This is a genomic window from Planotetraspora phitsanulokensis, from assembly GCF_016863295.1.
GTDB classification, from domain to species: domain Bacteria; phylum Actinomycetota; class Actinomycetes; order Streptosporangiales; family Streptosporangiaceae; genus Planotetraspora; species Planotetraspora phitsanulokensis.
In genome coordinates this window covers 490,963-507,073 of record NZ_BOOP01000001.1, presented here as the reverse complement: position 1 = coordinate 507,073, position 16,111 = coordinate 490,963, and the positions used below count along the sequence as shown (strand labels likewise).

The window sequence follows — 16,111 nt, the reverse complement described above, 5'->3', positions numbered from 1 at the left end:
ACCTTGTGACCTTTTGCCCGCGAGACCGTGAAACGCGGCGAGCACAATGGGCGTCATGACCCGATTCACTCTGGGGTCGGCGCTGGCCGTCACGGCGCTCACGATCGCCCTGACCGCCTGCCAGAGCACCCCCCACGACAGTTCGGCGGAGTCCGCGTCCCCGGCCGGCACGGGTGGGACCTCCACGGATGAGGCCGTCTACGTGACCGGCGCCAAGCCCGGCGACGACGCATGCACCCGGGTGGTCTCCGCGATCGGCTACCTCGAGCTGTCCCTGCTCCCCGCCGGTCAGGAGGACGCCCAGCGTTACGACGGCGACGTGCGCGGCCGCTTCGGCTACGTGCGCGGCACGCTCGCGATGTACGGCCCGCATCTCCCCGCGTCCCTGGCCGGACCCGCCGCGACGATCGAGGAGGTCGGCACGCCGCTGTCCGCGGCCGCCACCGACCCCGCCCAGAGGCCCGCGCTGCTCCGCGAGTATCGCCAGGCCTCCCACGCCATCACCTCGACCTGCCCCAGGCCCTGACCCCGCCTGCCGTACGAGGCGCCAGGGCCGGGCCGAGGCGGGCGGGGACGCCGTGACACGCGAAAGGGCCCGGTCCTCGCGGACCGGGCCCCTCGCTGGCCTACAGCCGTGCCGTCGGCGGCGTCAGCCGTCGATCTTGCCGGTGTTGAAGGCGATGTTCTTGTTGGTGTTGTCCGCGCCGTACTGGTAGATGCCGATGGTGGCCTCTGCCGGGTCACCCGCGGCGTTGAACTCGATCGGGCCCGAGACACCGTCGTAGTCGATGTCCTTGCCGGCCGCGAGCAGGTCCGCGCAGGACTTGAAGTCCGTGCACTTCTCGCCGCCGCTGGAGACCTCGGTGAGCTTCGCCGCGATGTCGGCGCCCGCGTCGCTCTTGGCCGCGGTCGCCGCGAGAGCGGTCAGGATCGTGGCGTCGTAGGACTCGGGACCGTAGTTGAAGTCCTTCAGGCTCGGGTCGGCCGTCATGAGCTTCGCCTTGAAGTCGTCGGAGACCTCGGCGCCGGGCTGGGTGCCCTTCGCGCCGTCCAACGTGCCCTTGGGGAAGCCGTCCTTGCCGGTGCCGTAGTTCGACAGGTTGCCGTCGACGAAGTACCACTTCACCTTGTCGGCGGTCAGGCCCTGCTTGACGAGCTCAGGCACGATCTTCTTCGTCTCGTCGAAGCCGATCAGCGCGATGGCCTTGGGGTTGGCTTCCTTGATCTTCGCGACGTCCGCGGAGTAGTCGGCCGCCTTCGGGTCGTAGATGACCTTCGAGACGACCTGGCCGCCGCCGCCCTCGACCGCCTTCTGGACGTTGTCCGCGAGGCCGGTGCCGTACGCGTCCTGGAGGGCGAGGATGCCCACGCTGTCGCTGCCGTCGGCGAGGATGAGGTCGCCGAGCACGCGGCCCTGGAGCACGTCCGGCGGAGCAGTACGGAAGTACAGACCCTTGTCGTTGTACGTCGTGAACTGGTCAGAGGTGTTGGCGGGCGAGAACTGCACCACACCGGCACCGGTGATCTTGTCGATGACCGACAGCGACACCGAGGACGACGCCGCACCGACCACGACGTCGGCCTTCTGCTGGAGCAGCTTGTCAACCGACTGAGAGGCGATGTTGGTCGAAGTGTCACCCGAGTCGGTGTCGATCTCGACGGCCGGCTTGCCGAGGACGCCGCCGGCGGCGTTGATCTCCTGAACCGCCAGCTTGACACCCGCGAACTCCGGCGGACCGAGGAAGGCGAGCGAACCGGTCTGCGGCAGCAGCGTGCCAACGGTGAGAACGCCGTCTCCCTTGGCAGCAGCAGGCGCCGAGGAGGCGGGCGCCGAAGACGTCGGCGCGGCGGTCTCCTCGCCACCGCCACAGGCCGTCAGGGCGAGGCTGGCGGCCGCGGCGACGGCCAGCACGCGCCCAAGGGGGGCAATGCGGATCATGAAGCATCTCCTTCATCCAGGCCGGGATACGGCAGCAACGCCGACCGGTCCCGATCGAATGGTGGAAACGTACATACCGCAAGGGACCTCCGACCAGGCATGCGTCAGAACTGTCCACACTTGGTTGCGGAGTCGTAATAACTCCTCAACTTTGGAGGGGAACCTTTCTGACCAGGAGCCTGGTGTGCACTCTCTCCGCGCATTTCGTCACATGCGCCTCAAGTGGCACTCGAATCCCATTGAGCTCTGAAATCAACTCACGGCAAAGGCGTCACGCGGTCGAATCGGACTCTCCGGCGCCGTCGTCGACCACCGCCTGGGCCACCTGGCGCATGCTCAGCCGGCGGTCCATGGAGGCCTTCTGGATCCATCGGAACGCCTGCGGCTCGGTCCATCCGTGCCGGGTCATGAGCAGGCCCTTCGCCCGCTCCACCAGCTTGCGGGTCTCCAGCCGCTCGGAGAGGGTGGAGACCTCCTTCTCCAGCGCCGAGATCTCCTCGTGGCGGCTGACCGCCATCTCGATCGCCGGAACGAGGTCGCCCTTGGTGAACGGCTTGACCAGGTAGGCCATGGCCCCCGCGTCCCGGGCACGCTCGACCAGGTCACGCTGCGAGAACGCGGTCAGGATGAGGCAGGGCGCGATCCGCTCCGAGACGATCCTCTCGGCGGCCGAGATCCCGTCGAGGACGGGCATCTTCACGTCGAGGATCACGAGGTCGGGCCGCAACTCGACGGCCAGCTTCACCGCGCTCTCCCCGTCGCCCGCCTCTCCGACGACGGCGTAGCCGTCCTCTTCGAGCATCTCCTTGAGGTCGAGACGGATCAGTGCCTCGTCTTCCGCGATCACCACTCGCCGCTGCGTACTCACGCACAAGAGGTTACCGATGTCCGCTACATTAGGACCACGCCAGGGGCCACGCGGCCGATCATCTCTCCGCTAAGCTCTATGACGACGGGTTCGGACACGTCAGCAAATGTCCGGATTGAAGCCCCGGTACCCCAATTGGCATGAGGGAGCGGATTCAAAACCCGTACAGTGTGGGTTCGAGTCCCACCCGGGGCACTTTCATTCACCGGCCGACCGCGCTCCAGCGCGTCAGGCGTCCGGCAGCAGCCGTACGGCGTCGAGGGCGAGGGACAACTCCACCGCGTCTCGCGGGCGCGACGGCGAACGGCCGGTCATCTGCTCGATCCTGCGCACCCGGTTGAAGACGGTGTTGCGATGGCAGTACAGCTCGCTCGCCACCCGGACCGCCGAGCCCTCACACCGCAGCCAGGCCTCCAACGTCGCCAGCAGCACCGCGCGCTCGGGCGAGGACAGCACCGGCCCGAGCACGCCGCTCGCCAGCTGCCTGGCCAGCTCGGGCTGGCAGACCACCAGCGCGGCGGGCAGCCGCCGGTCGAGCCTGGCGATCTCCGGCCGGGCGCCTGAGCAGGTCCGCATGGCGAGCTCGGCCATCCGCCGGGCGTTGCCGAGCTCCGCGAGTCCCTCGACGACGGGGCTGATCCCCGCGATACCGCACACGATGGGCCTGATGGCCTCGACGAGGTCGTCCAGCGACCTGTCCCCCATGAAGACCACGGCCATCTCGTAGTCGGTGCGCATGCGCCACAGGAACAGCAGGCCGCCGATGATCTCGGGACGGTGGGACCGTTCGGGCAGCCGCGTTGTGACGACCGCATAGCGGCCGTACTCCGGGAGCTCCAGGGCGGCCGCCGCGACCTGTCCGACGGCCGCGTCCGCCCGGCCTTCGAGCAGGGCGTCCAGCATCGCGTGCACCCGCTCGTTGCCGCGCCCGAGCAGCTCGTTCTCCCGCTGGCGGTAGGCGTCGGCGGCCGCCACGGCCTGCCGGTCGATGGCGTGCCACACGTGGGTGGCGCTGCGGAGCAGCGCGGGCAGCTTCTCCGGGTTCTGGTCGCCCACGATGTCGATGAAGCCGTTCCACGTGACCTGGGCGGCCAGCCGGTAGCTGCGCATGAGCGAGTCGAGCGGCAGCCCGTGCTCGGCCCTCCTGCGGCCCACCGTCTGCGCGTACGCGACGTCGCGTCGTTCGTGCCTCGGCTGGAGGATGGCGGTGATGCCGACGCGCAGTCCCTCGTACGTGCTCTTCCAGTGGTCCTCGATGGGGATGTTGATCCGGTAGGCCTCGTCGTCCTCCCTGCCGCGCTTCACCAGCTCGTCGGTGAGCTCGGGAATCCGTTCCAGCAGGGCGGCGGCGGAGGTCCTCAGCAGTTCCCGGATCTCGGATTCCGTCCTGGACCTCATGGTTCCGAATGTGCCAGCTCTTCGCATCCGGAACAAGATTCGGTTCCCGTTTCGTGACCGTGGATTGTGCTGTCGCACAAGTGCTGTGTCAAAGGCATGGGCTCAGGACCCGACTTGCCGGGCAGATCTGGACGCGGCTCGACGCGATGGGTTGTCTGTGCCTTCATCGGAGTCACAGGAGGGGTTGATGGCTGGTGAGGCAGGCCTGGAGATCACGGATCTGGCGGTGCACTACGGCCCCGTGCGCGCGTTGAGAGGAGTCCGCGTCACGGTACCCCGCGGCGCGGTGGTCGCGGTCCTCGGCGCGAACGGCGCGGGCAAGACGACGCTCCTTCGTGCCGTGTCGGGCACGCTCAGGTTCCACCGGGGCGGGGTGACCTCCGGCACGGTGTCCTTCGGCGGCTCCCGGCTGAACGGGTCGCCGGCGGCCGCGGTCGCACGCGGCGTCGTCCAGGTGCCGGAGGGCCGCCGGGTCTTCGCCCGGATGACGGTGGCCGAGAATCTGCGGGCCGGGGCACTGGGCGTCCGCGATCGCACGAAGGTCGCCGAGGCGCGTGACCGGGTCCACTCGCTGTTCCCGATCCTCGCCGAACGCCCGCATCAGAGGGCGGGCCTGCTGTCGGGCGGCGAGCAGCAGATGTTGTCGATCGCACGCGCCCTGATGGCGAACCCGTCGATGTTGCTGCTGGACGAGCCCACTCTCGGGCTGGCTCCGATGATGGCGGCCCGCATCGCGGCGACGATCAGGGAGATCAACGAGCAGGGCACCTCCGTGCTGCTGGTGGAGCAGAACGCGGCGATGGCGCTGGGGCTGGCGTCCCACGCGTACGTGCTGGAGGTGGGCGAGGTGGCCCTGTCGGGGCCGGCGGCGGAGCTGGCCGCCAGCGACGAGGTGCGCCGCCGGTATCTGGGTGTCGGCACGCCCGAGACAGACCGACCGGTTGGTATCGGAGCGGACGCCCCGCCCGAGGCCACGCCGCGCCCGGTCCGGACGTTGCCGAGGTGGACGGCATGATCCCGGAGCTGGTGGTCAGCGACGTCACCGTCAGGTTCGCCGGCCTGGTCGCGCTCGACTCCGTGAGCTTCACGGTCAGGCCGGGCAGCACGCACGCGCTCATCGGGCCGAACGGCGCGGGCAAGTCGACGTGCTTCAACGTGCTGTCCGGCGTGTACCGGGCGACGTCGGGAAGCGTCCGGTTCGGTGACGCGGAGCTGACGGCGTCGCGGCCGCACCAGGTCGCGGCGCTCGGAGTCGCGCGCACATTCCAGAACATCGCGTTGTCCCCCCGGCTCACCGTGCGGGACAACCTCATGCTCGGACGTCACCGGCTGACCAGGAGCGGCTTCGTCTCGGCCGGGCTGCGGCTGCCGTCGGCGCGGCGCGAGGCCGCGCGGCACGGCGCACGGGTGGAGGAGATCGCCGAGTTCGTCGGCGTCGCCGGGGTACTGCCCACCCCGGTGGGGCTGCTGCCGTACGGGACGCAGAAACGCGTCGAGCTCGCCCGGGCGCTGTGCATGGAGCCGCGGCTGCTGCTCCTCGACGAACCGGTCGCCGGCATGAACGGCGAGGAACGCCGGGAGATGGCCGAGCTGATCGTCTCCGTCCGGGAGAGCCTCGGCATCTCGATCCTGCTGGTCGAGCACGACATGGGGATGGTCATGCGGATCGCGGACTCGGTGACCGTCCTCGACTTCGGCAGGCGCATCGCGGACGGCGTGCCCGACGAGATCCAACGCGATCCCGAGGTGATCCGCGCCTACCTCGGCGACATCGAGGAGAGCGCCTCATGACCACCTTCCTGGAACTCCTCGTCAACGGGATCTCCGTCGGAGCCGTGTACGCGCTGATCGCGCTCGGGTTCGTCGTCATCTTCAAGGCGACCGAGGTGGTGAACTTCACGCACGCCTCGCTGCTGCTCGCGGGTGGCTTCCTGGTCGCGAAACTGCATCCGGCGCTCGGCTTCTGGCTCGCCCTGGCGGCCGGGGTCGCGGGCGCCGCGCTGGTCGGCGCGCTGATCGAGTTCCTGATCATCAGGCGGGCGCGGGTCGGTTCGCACGGCGTCCTCGCGATCGTGACGATCGGCGTGGACATCCTGCTCACGACCGAGCTCACCCGGGAGATCGGAACCGACGTCCTCGCCCTGGGAGACCCGTGGCGCGACCAGGTCCTGCACCTGGGCCCCATCATGATCGCCGAGACCCGCGTGGTCGCCCTGGGGGTCGCCGCCGCGCTGATCACGGCCTTCCTCCTGGCGTTCAAGTTCACAGGATGGGGCGTGGCCATGCGGGCCACCGCTGAGGACGCCGAGACCGCCGCCCTGATGGGCGTACGGCTCGGCCGGGTCTCCCTCAGCGCCTGGGCCGTGGCGGGCGCGCTCGCCGCGATCGCCGCGCTGTTCCTGTGCGTCTTCCCCACTCCGGGTCTGGACCGCAGCACGACGGCCGCCGCGATGAAGGCGTTCCCCGCGGCGATCCTCGGCGGGCTGGACTCCACGACCGGGGCGCTGGCCGGCGGCCTGATCGTCGGGGTGACCGAGGCGCTGATGAGCGGATACCAGAGTCAACTGGCCTTCCTCGGGCGGGGCATCGGCGACGCCGCCCCGTTCCTGGTGATGATCGCGATCCTGCTGTTCCGGCCCGCCGGGATCTTCGGCACCAAGGAGCTGGCCCGTGTCTAGGAGATCGAGGTGGATCACCCTCGGAGCGGTCTGGGGGGCGGTCGTGGTGGCGGCGGTCGTCGCGCCCTTCTACCTGGAGGGCTTCTGGCTCCAGACGGGACTGTTCGCGATGTCCGCGGCGGTCGGCGCGATCGGCATCAACCTGCTGACCGGCGCGACCGGGCAGCTGTCGCTCGGCCACGCGTTCTTCCTCGCCGTCGGCGCGTACGCCTACGTGTACCTGTCGACGGACGTGGGGCTGCCGACGCCTCTGGCGGCCGTCGTCGCGGTGCTCCTCGCGGGGGCCGCCGGCGGGGCGTTCAGCCCGATCGCCGGGCGTCTGAAGGGCGCCTATCTGGGCATCGCCACCCTCGCACTGATCTTCGGTGGCCAGCATGTGCTCTTCAACGCCGAGCCGCTGACAGGCGGCTACAACGGCAGGGCGGTGCCGCCGATGGAGCTGTTCGGCTTCGTGTTCGCGGACTCCCCCGGCCTCGTCCTGCTCAACGTGCCCTTCGGGGCGCTGGAGCGGCTGTGGTTCCTCGGCCTGGTGGTGCTCGCCGGCGCGGCGGCGTTCGCCCGCGGCGTGCTGCGCGGCCGTCCCGGCCTGGCCATGAACACCATCAGGGACCACGAGATCGCCGCGGGAGTGATGGGCGTCCCCGTCGCGCGCTACCGCGCGGGCGTGTTCGTCCTGTCGTCCATGTACGGCGGGCTGGCCGGCGTGCTCGTCGCCCTGGTCTTCCAGCGGGCGGTGCCGGACTACTTCGGCTTCCTGCTGTCGCTCGACTATCTCGCCATGATCGTGATCGGGGGCCTCGGATCGGTCGCGGGAGCCGTGATCGGCGCGGTGTTCGTCTCCCTCCTCCCCCAGCTGCTGACGCGCTACAGCGACGCCCTGCCGCTGGTGGCCGAGCCCGGTTCCGGCGGGGTCTCCCCCGCGGAGGCCGCGCGCATCCTCTACGGCGCAGCCGTCGTGACGCTGGTGCTGTTCCTGCCCGGCGGTCTGCTCGGGCTCGCCACGCGGCTCCGCCGCGTCATCCCTCGAATCAAGGAGCTCAGATGGCTGAATTCGGCACCCGCGCCCGCATCGCGACGCTAGCCGTCCTCGCCCTGGCTGCGGCCTCCTGCGCCAGCGACAAGGCGGTGGGCGGCGCGCCCGCCACCGGCGGCGACGGCGTGAAGACCGGCCCAGGCGTGACCGCCACGACCATCACCGTCGGCGTGGTCACGGACCTGACCGGGCCGTACGCCTCTCTCGGAAAGAGCCTCACCCAGGCGCAGCAGCTCTACTTCGAGCAGGCCAACGCCGCGGGCGGGGCATGCGGCCGCAAGTACGAGGTGGTCGTCCGCGACCACGGCTACGACACGCAGAAGGCGGTCGCCGCCTACACGGAGATCGGGCCGAAGTCGGCGGCGATCCCGCAGTTCATCGGCTCGCCGATGGTCACGGCGCTCAAGCAGCGCATCGACACCGACAAGCTGCTGACCATCCCGATGGCGTGGGCGACGTCCCTGCTGGGCAGCCGGGCGATCCAGGTGACCGGCACGACGTACGACATCGACATGATCAACGGGGTGGACTTCCTGACGAAGGAGAAGGGCATCAAGGCCGGGGACAAGATCGGGCACCTGTATTTCGAGGGCGACTACGGCGAGAGCGCGCTCAACGGCTCGAAGTACGCCGCGGACAAGCTCGGCCTGGAGGTCGTGGAGCAGAAGATCAAGGCCACCGACCAGGACATGAGCGCGCAGGTCGCCGCGTTCAAGGCGGCGAAGGTGAAGGCGGTGCTCGTCTCGGTCGGGCCGCGGCAGGCCGCCTCGCTCGTCGGGGTCGCGCTCGCGGGCGGCATGGACGTGCCGTTCGTCGGCAGCAACTCCGCCTACGCGCCGCAGTTGCTCGACACCCCGGCGGCCCCGGCCCTGCTCAAGGACTTCTACGTCATGACGGCCGGAGCCCCGGTCAGCGCGCCCATGCCCGCGATGCAGAAGCTGGTCGCCGACTATCAGGCGAAGTATCCCGGGCAGGTCCTCGACAACGCGGTCCCCACCGGATGGAGCGCCGCGATGATCGTGGACGAGGCGGTCAAGAAGGCCTGCGCCGCCAAGGACCTCAGCCACGAGGGCATCCTGACCGCGCACCGCTCGCAGGCGGCCTTCGAGGGCGGCTTCGGCACCCCGATGGACTTCACCTTCTTCGACAAGCCGGCGTCCCGGGCGTCCTACATCCTCAAGCCCGACAAGGCGGCGGTCGGCGGCTCGGTCGTCTTCAAGGAGGCCGCGGTCTCCGACCTCGCCAAGGACTACCCGGTCCCGGTCGGCTGATTGCGGGATCCCGCGGACCCCGTGCCCGTACGGCTCGCGCCCGGAAGGCGCGAGCCGTACAGGCGTGCCCGGGGGCATCGGCGGCGCTGGTGTGCCAGGAGCAGGGCCCGTCAGAGCGCGTCCGGCGACGCAGGTCAGGCGGGAGGCAGGTCAGGCGGGAGGCAGGTCAGGCGGGAGGCGTGTCAGGCGAGGCTGTCGACCCAGGCCTGATGCAGCCGGGCGAAGCGGCCGGACCTCTCGATGAGCCGGTCCGGCGAGCCGTCCTCGACGATGCGCCCGCCCTCGATGACGAGCACCCGGTCGGCGATCTCCACCGTGGACAGGCGGTGGGCGATGATCAGCGCGGTCCTGTCGGCGAGGATGGTCCGCAGCGCGCGCTGGACCATCCGCTCGCTCGGCACGTCGAGGCTCGAGGTCGCCTCGTCGAGGATCAGCACGGCGGGGTCGGCGAGGAACGCACGGGCGAACGCGACGAGCTGGCGCTGCCCGGCCGATATGCGGCCGCCCCGCTTGCCGACCTGGGTGTGGTAGCCGTCGGGGAGGGCCGCGATGAACTCGTGGGCGCCGATCGCCTCGGCGGCCTCGACGATCGCCTCCATGGGCGCGCCGGGGCGGCCGAACCCGATGTTGTCCGCGATCGTGCCGGTGAACAGGAAGTTCTCCTGGGTCACCATGACCACGAACCGGCGCAGCGTGACCTCGTCCAGGTCGCGCAGGTCCACGCCGTCGAGCATGACCCGGCCGGACACGGGGTCGTAGAAGCGCGAGATGAGCTTGGCCAGCGTCGTCTTGCCCGCGCCGGTCGTCCCCACCACCGCGACGGTCTGGCCGGCGGGGATCTCCAGGTCCATCCTGGGCAGGACCCGCGGGCCCTCGCCGTAGGCGAACTCGACGGCGTCGAAGCGCAGCGCGCCGCTCGCCCGCGCCAGCTCCCGCGGCCGCCGCGGCTCCGCCACGCCCGGCTGCTCCTCCAGCACCCCGGACAGCTTCTCGAGGGCGGCCCCGGCCGACTGGAGCGCGTTGTAGAACTGGCTGATCTCCTGCATCGGCTCGTAGAACTGGCGGAGGTAGAGCAGGAACGCCGCCAGCACCCCCACCGTGACCGTGCCGTGCAACGCGAGCCATCCGCCGTACAGCAGGACGAGGGCGACGGTGACGTTGCCGATGAGCTTGATGCCGGGCATGAAGACCGCCACGAGGCGCGCCCCGCGCGTGTTCGCCTGGCGGTAGTCGGCGTTGAGCCTCTCGAAGATCTCCTGGTTGCGCGGCTCCCTACGGAAGGCCTGCACGGCGCGGACCCCCGTCATCGACTCCACGAAGTGCACGATGACCAGGGCGACGGTCTCGCGGGTCCGGCGGTAGGCGGCGCTCGACTCCCGGCGGAACCAGCGCGTGAACAGCAGCAGCACGGGCAGCGGCAGCAGCGCGACGAGGCCGAGGTGGACGTCGAGCACGAGCAGCATGGCGGCCGTGCCGAACAGCGTGAGCACCGCCGTGACCAGGCCGTCGAAACCGGAGTCCAGCAGCTCGGCGATGGCCTCGACGTCGGAGGTGAGCCGTGAGATCACCCGGCCGGACGTGTACCCCTCGTGGAACGACAACGACAACTTCTGGAAGTGCGTGAAGACCCGGCGGCGCAGCTCGAGCAGGATGTCCTGCCCGATCCGCCCGGCGAGCTGGAGGAACGCCTGCCGGGTGACGGCCTGGACCAGCGCGGCCCCCACGATCGCCGCCACGATCGTCAGCAACGTGCCCGAGCCCCGCCCGTCGGCCATCGGCGGGATCCCGCTGTCGATGCCGGTCTTCACCAGGTACGGCAGGGCGAGCCCGGCTGCGTTGGACACGACGATGACGGCGGTCAGCAGCGCGATGGCCCGCCGGTGCGGGCGCAGCAGATCGCCGAGCAGCCGGCGGGAGCGGGTCCGCAGCAGAAGGGAGACGGTCTCGGGGATGTGGTCCTTGTCCTCGGCCGCGACCCCGCGCCAGGCGTCGGCCGTCATCGCAGCGCCTGCTCGGGGTCGAGGTCGGCGTCCTGGGCGAGCAGCGCTCGGTACTCGGGGACCGTGGCGAGCAGGTCGGCATGCCGGCCGACGTGCTGGATCGTGCCGTCGCGCAGCAGGGCCACCCGGTCGGCGAGCAGGACGGTCGATGCGCGGTGGGCGACGACCAGTCCGGTCGCGTCGGCGAGCACCCGGCGCAGCGCCTCCTCCACCAGCGCCTCGGTCTCGACGTCGAGCGCCGACAACGTGTCGTCCAGGACGAGGATCCGCGGCTTTCCGAGGACCGCGCGCGCGAGGGCGAGCCGCTGCCGCTGACCGCCGGACAGCGACATCCCCTGCTCGCCGATCCGGGTGTCCAGTCCCCATGGCAGGTCGTACACGAAGGTGGCCTGGGCGATCTCCAGCGCCTCCCGGATCTCGTTCTCGCCGGCGTCTCCGTGCCCCAGCATGACGTTCTCCCGCACGCTCATCGAGAACAGCGTCGGCTCCTCGAACGCCGTCGCGACCACCGACCGCAGCGAGGGCAGGGTCAGGTCGCGGACGTCGTACCCGTCGACGGTGACGCGGCCGGCCGTCACGTCGATCAGCCGCGGGACGAGCGCGGTGAGGGTGGTCTTCCCCGCGCCCGTCGCGCCGACGACGGCGACGGTCTCCCCCGGCCGCACGTCCAGCCAGACGTCGCGCAGCACCGGGCGCGCGGCGCCGGGATGGCGGAACTCCACGCCCTCGAACCGGAGGTGCCCGCGCGGGCGCTCGACGACCTCGGTGCCGCCGACGATCTCCGGGACGGTGTCCAGCACCTCGGTGACGCGGTCGGCCGAGGTCATGGCCTCCTGCCCCATCGCGAGGATGTAGCCGAGAGAGGCGACCGGCCAGACGAGTTGCAGCACGAGGGTCGTGAACGCCACCAGGGTGCCGAGCGTGAGCGCGTCGCGCGCGACAGCGAGCGCGCCGACCAGCACGACCATTGCCAGGGTGACGTTCGGGACCACCTCGAGGAAGGTGAAGAACCGCGAGGCCAGCCGTACCTTGGCGAGGGAGGTCCGGTGGATCCCGCGGGCGGTCTCGTCGAACCCCTCGTAGAGGTGCCGGCTGCGGCCGAACGCCTTGATCGTCCGGATGCCCACCGCCGCCTCTTCCACCAGGGTGGCCAGGTCGCCCTGCAGGTCCTGGACCCGGCGGGAGATGCCGATGTACCGCTTCTCGAACCGCAGCGACAGGACGACGATCGGCACGGCTGAGACCGCGACGAGCAGGCCGAGCGGCCAGTACATGTGGAACAGGACGACGGTGACGGCGATGAGCTGGAGCACGTTCATGACGAGGAACAGCGCGCCGAACCCGAGGAACCTGCGGATCGTCGACAGGTCGGTAGTCGCCCTCGACAACAACTGGCCCGACTGCCATTCACCGTGGAAGCTCATCGGCAGGCTCTGCAACCGGCGGTAGAGGTCGTCGCGGATCGCCGTCTCCAGGCCGAGGACCGGCCCGGCCTGCGACCATCTCCGGATGAAGATGAGGACCGCCTCCGCGATCCCGAGCACGAGGGCGAGCAGGCCGAGCGGCAGGAGGCCCCCGAGGTCGCCGTGGCCGACGGGCCCGTCGATGATCTGTTTGCCCACGAGCGGGACGGCGGTGCCCGCCGCGATGCCGAGGAAGGCGGCCACCCACGACACGATCAGCACGCGGTTGTACGGCCGGAGGTAGGACTTCAGCCGCCACAGCGAGCGCCACGAGAGCCGCCGGGCGCCCTGAGCCCCACCTGGATCGTCATCGTCTGAAGGCATCGTCGGGCGCAGCACTCCTCACCGGCGCATGGGGAACGGGACCGGGCGACTCGCACCTGCCATGGTTCATCAGGCGAATGCCGCGATCAACCGGTTTTCCCGGGCCACCGGGGATCACACGCGCGCGCGGGACGGCCGGCTCCGGTCACCCGGACGGCCGCCGGAGACGCTGGGCGTGAGGTGGGCCGGCCGCAACCGCCCTAACGACCGCCGGAGTCCCCGGGGTCACACGCGAAACGGCCACCGCCGAAGCGGTGGCCGTTTCCGGGCGGAGGGGGTCAGCGGCTGTGAGAGACAGCCGAGCCGATCGTGTGCACCCGCAGCGCGTTGGTCGAACCGGGGTTCCCAGGCGGGGAGCCGGCGACGATGACGATCTTGTCGCCCTTCTCGCAGTGGCCGAGGGCCAGCAGCGACGCCTCGACCTGGCGGACCATGTCGTCGGTGTGGTGCACGAACGGGACCTCGAAGGTCTCGACGCCCCACGTCAACGCGAGCTGGCCGCGGACCTGCGGGTTGGAGGTGAACGCCAGCAGCGGGATCGGCGAGCGGTAGCGCGCCAGGCGGCGGGCGGTCTCGCCGGACATCGTGAAGGCGACCAGCGCCTTGGCGCCCACGATCGCGCCGACCTCGGCCGCGGCGCGCGCGATGGCGCCGCCGGTGGTCTCGGGCAGGCGGTCGAGGTGGTGGGTGGCGTGCAGCGTGGTGCCCTCGGCCGCGGTGGCGATGCGGGCCATGGTGGCGACCGACTCGATCGGGTAGGTGCCGACCGAGGTCTCGCCGGAGAGCATGACCGCGTCGGCGCCGTCCATCACGGCGTAGGCGACGTCGGAGGCCTCGGCGCGGGTCGGGCGCGGCGCGCTCATCATCGAGTCGAGCATCTGGGTCGCCACGATGACCGGGTGCGCCTTCTCGCGGCACAGCTCGATGAGGCGGCGCTGGACGATCGGGACCTGCTCCAGCGGAAGCTCGACACCGAGGTCGCCGCGGGCGACCATGATGCCGTCGAACGCGTCGACGATCTCCTCGAGCCGCTCGACCGCCTGCGGCTTCTCGATCTTGGCGAGGAGCGGCAGGTGCACGCCCTCCTCGTCCATGATGTCGCGGACCACCTGGGCGTCCTCAGCCGTCCGCACGAACGACAGGGCGATCATGTCGAAGCCCGTGCGGAGCGCCCAGCGCAGGTCCGCCTCGTCCTTCGTGGTGAGGGTGGGGGCGCTGACGGCGACGCCCGGGAGGTTGAGCCCCTTGTTGTCGGAGATCATCCCGCCGATGACGACGCGCGTGACGACGCGCGGGCCCTCCACCGCGGTCACCTCGAGGTTGAGGCGGCCGTCGTCCACGAGGATCGTGTCACCCGGGTTCACGTCGCCGGGGAGCCCCGAGTAGGTGGTGGAGACGATGTCCCTGTCCCCGGGGACGTCCTCGGTGGTGACGGTGAACACGTCGCCGAAGCCGAGCCGTACGGGACCGGAGGCGAAGCGGCCGACGCGGATCTTGGGACCCTGCAGGTCGGCGAGTACGCCTACGGCCTGCCCCAGCTCGTCGGCGGCGGCCCTGACCCGGTCCAACACCTCCTTGTGCAGCTCATGGCTGCCGTGGGAGAGGTTGAAACGGGCCACGTTCATACCTGCGGCGATGAGCTCGCGCAAACGCTCCGGAGAGGAGGTGGCGGGCCCAAGCGTGCAGACGATCTTTGCTCGACGACTCACAAACCCCACCCTAATTGGTACAGACCACTTGCTCGTTACGACCCACGTACCTGTCGCCAAATGTTCAGAGACTTCACGTGATCACCCGCGTGCCCTAACGTGACCATGCATGGGACGTATCCGGACATCGGGTGCCGTCGCGGCGCTCGTCGTGGCGGCCGCATGCTCAGCTCAGACTACCGAATCGGACAAGCCTCCGGCCGGAGTTTCCGTGTCGCTCAACCAGTGGCGCAGTGACGACGCGGACCACGCGCTCGAGGTGTCAGTCCGCAACGACGGCACCACGAAGGTGCGTTTCCAGGACGTTCAACTCGTCACCGCGTCGTTCGCCACACTTGCGCCGGAGCGCGTGGACACCACGCTCGGCAAGACGCCGCGCACGGACCTGCGCATCCCGTACGGCCAAGCCCGGTGCGACCCCGCGCGGATCCCCCCGGTCAAGCCGGCGACCGTGATCGCCCACATCCAGGTGGGCGGCGGCCCGCTCGAGAAGGTCACCTTCGTGGTGCCGCATCCCGACCCGACGCTGACCGGGCTGGTGAACGCCGAGTGCGGGGCCTTCATCCTCCGGGAGTCCGCCGACGTGACTTTCGGCGATTCCTGGACGCACACCGGGAAGGTGCTGACCGGGGTCGTTCTGGTCACGAGGAAGAACGGCGACGAACCGGTCACCGTCGACGACCTCGGCGGGACCACGCACTTCAACGTCAGGCCCGTGTCGGGTCGGCGCCATCCGGTCGTGGTACTCGAACCGGGGGTGCGGAGCCTGGAGATCCCGGTGGAGGTCACGCCCGCGCGCTGCGACGCGCACGCGTTCGCGGAGGCGAAGAAGGCCTACCTGTTCCCCGTCTGGGGCTCCGTGGGCGCGGGGCAGACCTACTGGCTGATCGCCACCCCGTCCGACCAGACGAAGGCGACGATGTTGTCGTACGCCGAGGACGCCTGCGGCATTCCGAGCGGCTGATCAGACGCCGGCGGCGCGGGCACGACGCCTTCGCCCCAGGAGGAATCCTGCCCACGAGGCCAGGACCACGGCCACCACGACCAGCCGGACGAGGGTGATGTAGGCCTCCGGGTACACCACGCCCTCGATGTAGGTGTCGATGAAGCCGCCGGGGAGCAGTCCGCGCTCTCCGGCGTGGGCCCGCGCCCAGTTCTCCAGAGCCGTCAGGGGGCATTCGACCAGGCCCGTGAGCTGGACGAGGCCCCAGGCACAGGCCAGCAGGTGCGGCCAGATCAGGCGCGGCCTGCGCCAGGCCAGGAAGCCGCCCAGGCCGATGTAGGCGATGACCAGGAAGTGGACCACCATGGTGACTTCCGAGATGACGCGATAAATCATGATCTGCCCTCCGCCCCCGAAGGTAGATCGCCCCCTCCCTCACGACATCCGTACTCCTACTCACCCTTCCCCCGTGATCATGCTCAGAT

Annotated in this window: 14 protein-coding genes and 1 tRNA gene; 8 read left to right on the top strand and 7 right to left on the bottom strand. The window is 70.3% G+C overall.

Annotated features, from left to right (window positions below):
* Nucleotides 1–55: 55 nt before the first annotated feature.
* Nucleotides 56–526, top strand: coding sequence for a hypothetical protein (locus Pph01_RS02340; protein WP_204071183.1), 471 nt, complete (start codon nucleotides 56–58; stop codon nucleotides 524–526).
* 123 nt (nucleotides 527–649) lie between these two features.
* On the opposite strand, the gene Pph01_RS02335 is transcribed toward Pph01_RS02340, so the two are convergent.
* Both Pph01_RS02335 and Pph01_RS02330 read right to left on the bottom strand, forming a co-directional pair.
* Nucleotides 650–1,939, bottom strand: coding sequence for an ABC transporter substrate-binding protein (locus tag Pph01_RS02335; protein WP_204071182.1), 1,290 nt, complete (start codon nucleotides 1,937–1,939; stop codon nucleotides 650–652).
* 271 nt (nucleotides 1,940–2,210) lie between these two features.
* Entirely contained in the window at nucleotides 2,211–2,807 is a 597-nt protein-coding gene (locus Pph01_RS02330; protein WP_275412785.1) for an ANTAR domain-containing response regulator, read from the bottom strand.
* Nucleotides 2,808–2,927: 120 nt separating this feature from the next.
* Between Pph01_RS02330 and Pph01_RS02325 the strand changes: the two genes are divergently transcribed.
* Nucleotides 2,928–3,002, top strand: a tRNA-Leu gene (locus tag Pph01_RS02325).
* Nucleotides 3,003–3,035: 33 nt separating this feature from the next.
* Here Pph01_RS02325 and Pph01_RS02320 read toward each other — a convergent pair.
* Nucleotides 3,036–4,205: a PucR family transcriptional regulator gene (locus tag Pph01_RS02320; protein ID WP_204071181.1), complete on the bottom strand. Its 1,170-nt coding sequence runs from the start codon at nucleotides 4,203–4,205 to the stop codon at nucleotides 3,036–3,038.
* 187 nt (nucleotides 4,206–4,392) lie between these two features.
* Between Pph01_RS02320 and Pph01_RS02315 the strand changes: the two genes are divergently transcribed.
* From Pph01_RS02315 to Pph01_RS02295, 5 genes are read left to right on the top strand one after another with little or no spacing between them, the layout of a single operon-like run.
* Nucleotides 4,393–5,220, top strand: a complete 828-nt coding sequence (locus Pph01_RS02315) for an ABC transporter ATP-binding protein (RefSeq protein WP_204071180.1) — start codon at nucleotides 4,393–4,395, stop codon at nucleotides 5,218–5,220.
* Nucleotides 5,217–5,996, top strand: a complete 780-nt coding sequence (locus Pph01_RS02310; RefSeq protein WP_204071179.1) for an ABC transporter ATP-binding protein — start codon at nucleotides 5,217–5,219, stop codon at nucleotides 5,994–5,996. Before Pph01_RS02315 ends, Pph01_RS02310 begins: the two co-directional genes overlap by 4 nt.
* Nucleotides 5,993–6,883 carry a branched-chain amino acid ABC transporter permease gene (locus Pph01_RS02305; RefSeq protein WP_204071178.1) on the top strand — a complete coding sequence of 297 codons (891 nt, stop codon included), beginning with the start codon at nucleotides 5,993–5,995 and terminating at the stop codon, nucleotides 6,881–6,883. Before Pph01_RS02310 ends, Pph01_RS02305 begins: the two co-directional genes overlap by 4 nt.
* Nucleotides 6,884–6,896: 13 nt before the next feature.
* Entirely contained in the window at nucleotides 6,897–7,964 is a 1,068-nt protein-coding gene (locus Pph01_RS02300; protein WP_204071305.1) for a branched-chain amino acid ABC transporter permease, read from the top strand.
* Nucleotides 7,925–9,187 (top strand): ABC transporter substrate-binding protein, encoded by a 1,263-nt coding sequence (locus Pph01_RS02295; protein ID WP_204071177.1) that lies wholly within the window; start codon nucleotides 7,925–7,927, stop codon nucleotides 9,185–9,187. The genes Pph01_RS02300 and Pph01_RS02295 overlap by 40 nt, the downstream gene beginning before the upstream one ends.
* Nucleotides 9,188–9,369: 182 nt before the next feature.
* On the opposite strand, the gene Pph01_RS02290 is transcribed toward Pph01_RS02295, so the two are convergent.
* The 3 genes from Pph01_RS02290 to pyk all read right to left on the bottom strand — a co-directional run bounded on the left by Pph01_RS02290 (nucleotide 9,370) and on the right by pyk (nucleotide 14,683).
* Nucleotides 9,370–11,187, bottom strand: a complete 1,818-nt coding sequence (locus Pph01_RS02290) for an ABC transporter ATP-binding protein (protein WP_204071176.1) — start codon at nucleotides 11,185–11,187, stop codon at nucleotides 9,370–9,372.
* The gene (locus Pph01_RS02285; RefSeq protein WP_204071175.1) at nucleotides 11,184–12,974 is read right to left on the bottom strand and encodes an ABC transporter ATP-binding protein; all 1,791 of its coding nucleotides are present in this window, start codon (nucleotides 12,972–12,974) and stop codon (nucleotides 11,184–11,186) included. The genes Pph01_RS02290 and Pph01_RS02285 overlap by 4 nt, the downstream gene beginning before the upstream one ends.
* Nucleotides 12,975–13,252: 278 nt before the next feature.
* Nucleotides 13,253–14,683: a pyruvate kinase gene (gene pyk / locus Pph01_RS02280; protein WP_204071174.1), complete on the bottom strand. Its 1,431-nt coding sequence runs from the start codon at nucleotides 14,681–14,683 to the stop codon at nucleotides 13,253–13,255.
* Nucleotides 14,684–14,894: 211 nt separating this feature from the next.
* Here pyk and Pph01_RS02275 point away from each other — a divergent pair, with 211 nt between their 5' ends.
* A complete protein-coding gene (locus Pph01_RS02275) occupies nucleotides 14,895–15,647 on the top strand; it encodes a hypothetical protein (RefSeq protein ID WP_204071173.1) in 753 nt (250 codons plus the stop codon).
* On the opposite strand, the gene Pph01_RS02270 is transcribed toward Pph01_RS02275, so the two are convergent.
* Nucleotides 15,648–16,022 carry a DUF2784 domain-containing protein gene (locus tag Pph01_RS02270; protein ID WP_204071172.1) on the bottom strand — a complete coding sequence of 125 codons (375 nt, stop codon included), beginning with the start codon at nucleotides 16,020–16,022 and terminating at the stop codon, nucleotides 15,648–15,650.
* Nucleotides 16,023–16,111 lie beyond the last annotated feature (89 nt).

What these genes read in the sequence shown, in the direction of transcription:
- Pph01_RS02340 (WP_204071183.1), top strand. Translation starts at nt 56, where the DNA reads ATGACCCGATTCACTCTGGGGTCGGCGCTGGCCGTCACGGCGCTCACG.
- Pph01_RS02335 (WP_204071182.1), bottom strand. Translation starts at nt 1,939, where the DNA reads ATGATCCGCATTGCCCCCCTTGGGCGCGTGCTGGCCGTCGCCGCGGCC.
- Pph01_RS02320 (WP_204071181.1), bottom strand. Translation starts at nt 4,205, where the DNA reads ATGAGGTCCAGGACGGAATCCGAGATCCGGGAACTGCTGAGGACCTCC.
- Pph01_RS02315 (WP_204071180.1), top strand. Translation starts at nt 4,393, where the DNA reads ATGGCTGGTGAGGCAGGCCTGGAGATCACGGATCTGGCGGTGCACTAC.
- Pph01_RS02310 (WP_204071179.1), top strand. Translation starts at nt 5,217, where the DNA reads ATGATCCCGGAGCTGGTGGTCAGCGACGTCACCGTCAGGTTCGCCGGC.
- Pph01_RS02305 (WP_204071178.1), top strand. Translation starts at nt 5,993, where the DNA reads ATGACCACCTTCCTGGAACTCCTCGTCAACGGGATCTCCGTCGGAGCC.
- Pph01_RS02295 (WP_204071177.1), top strand. Translation starts at nt 7,925, where the DNA reads ATGGCTGAATTCGGCACCCGCGCCCGCATCGCGACGCTAGCCGTCCTC.
- Pph01_RS02290 (WP_204071176.1), bottom strand. Translation starts at nt 11,187, where the DNA reads ATGACGGCCGACGCCTGGCGCGGGGTCGCGGCCGAGGACAAGGACCAC.
- Pph01_RS02285 (WP_204071175.1), bottom strand. Translation starts at nt 12,974, where the DNA reads ATGCCTTCAGACGATGACGATCCAGGTGGGGCTCAGGGCGCCCGGCGG.
- Pph01_RS02270 (WP_204071172.1), bottom strand. Translation starts at nt 16,022, where the DNA reads ATGATTTATCGCGTCATCTCGGAAGTCACCATGGTGGTCCACTTCCTG.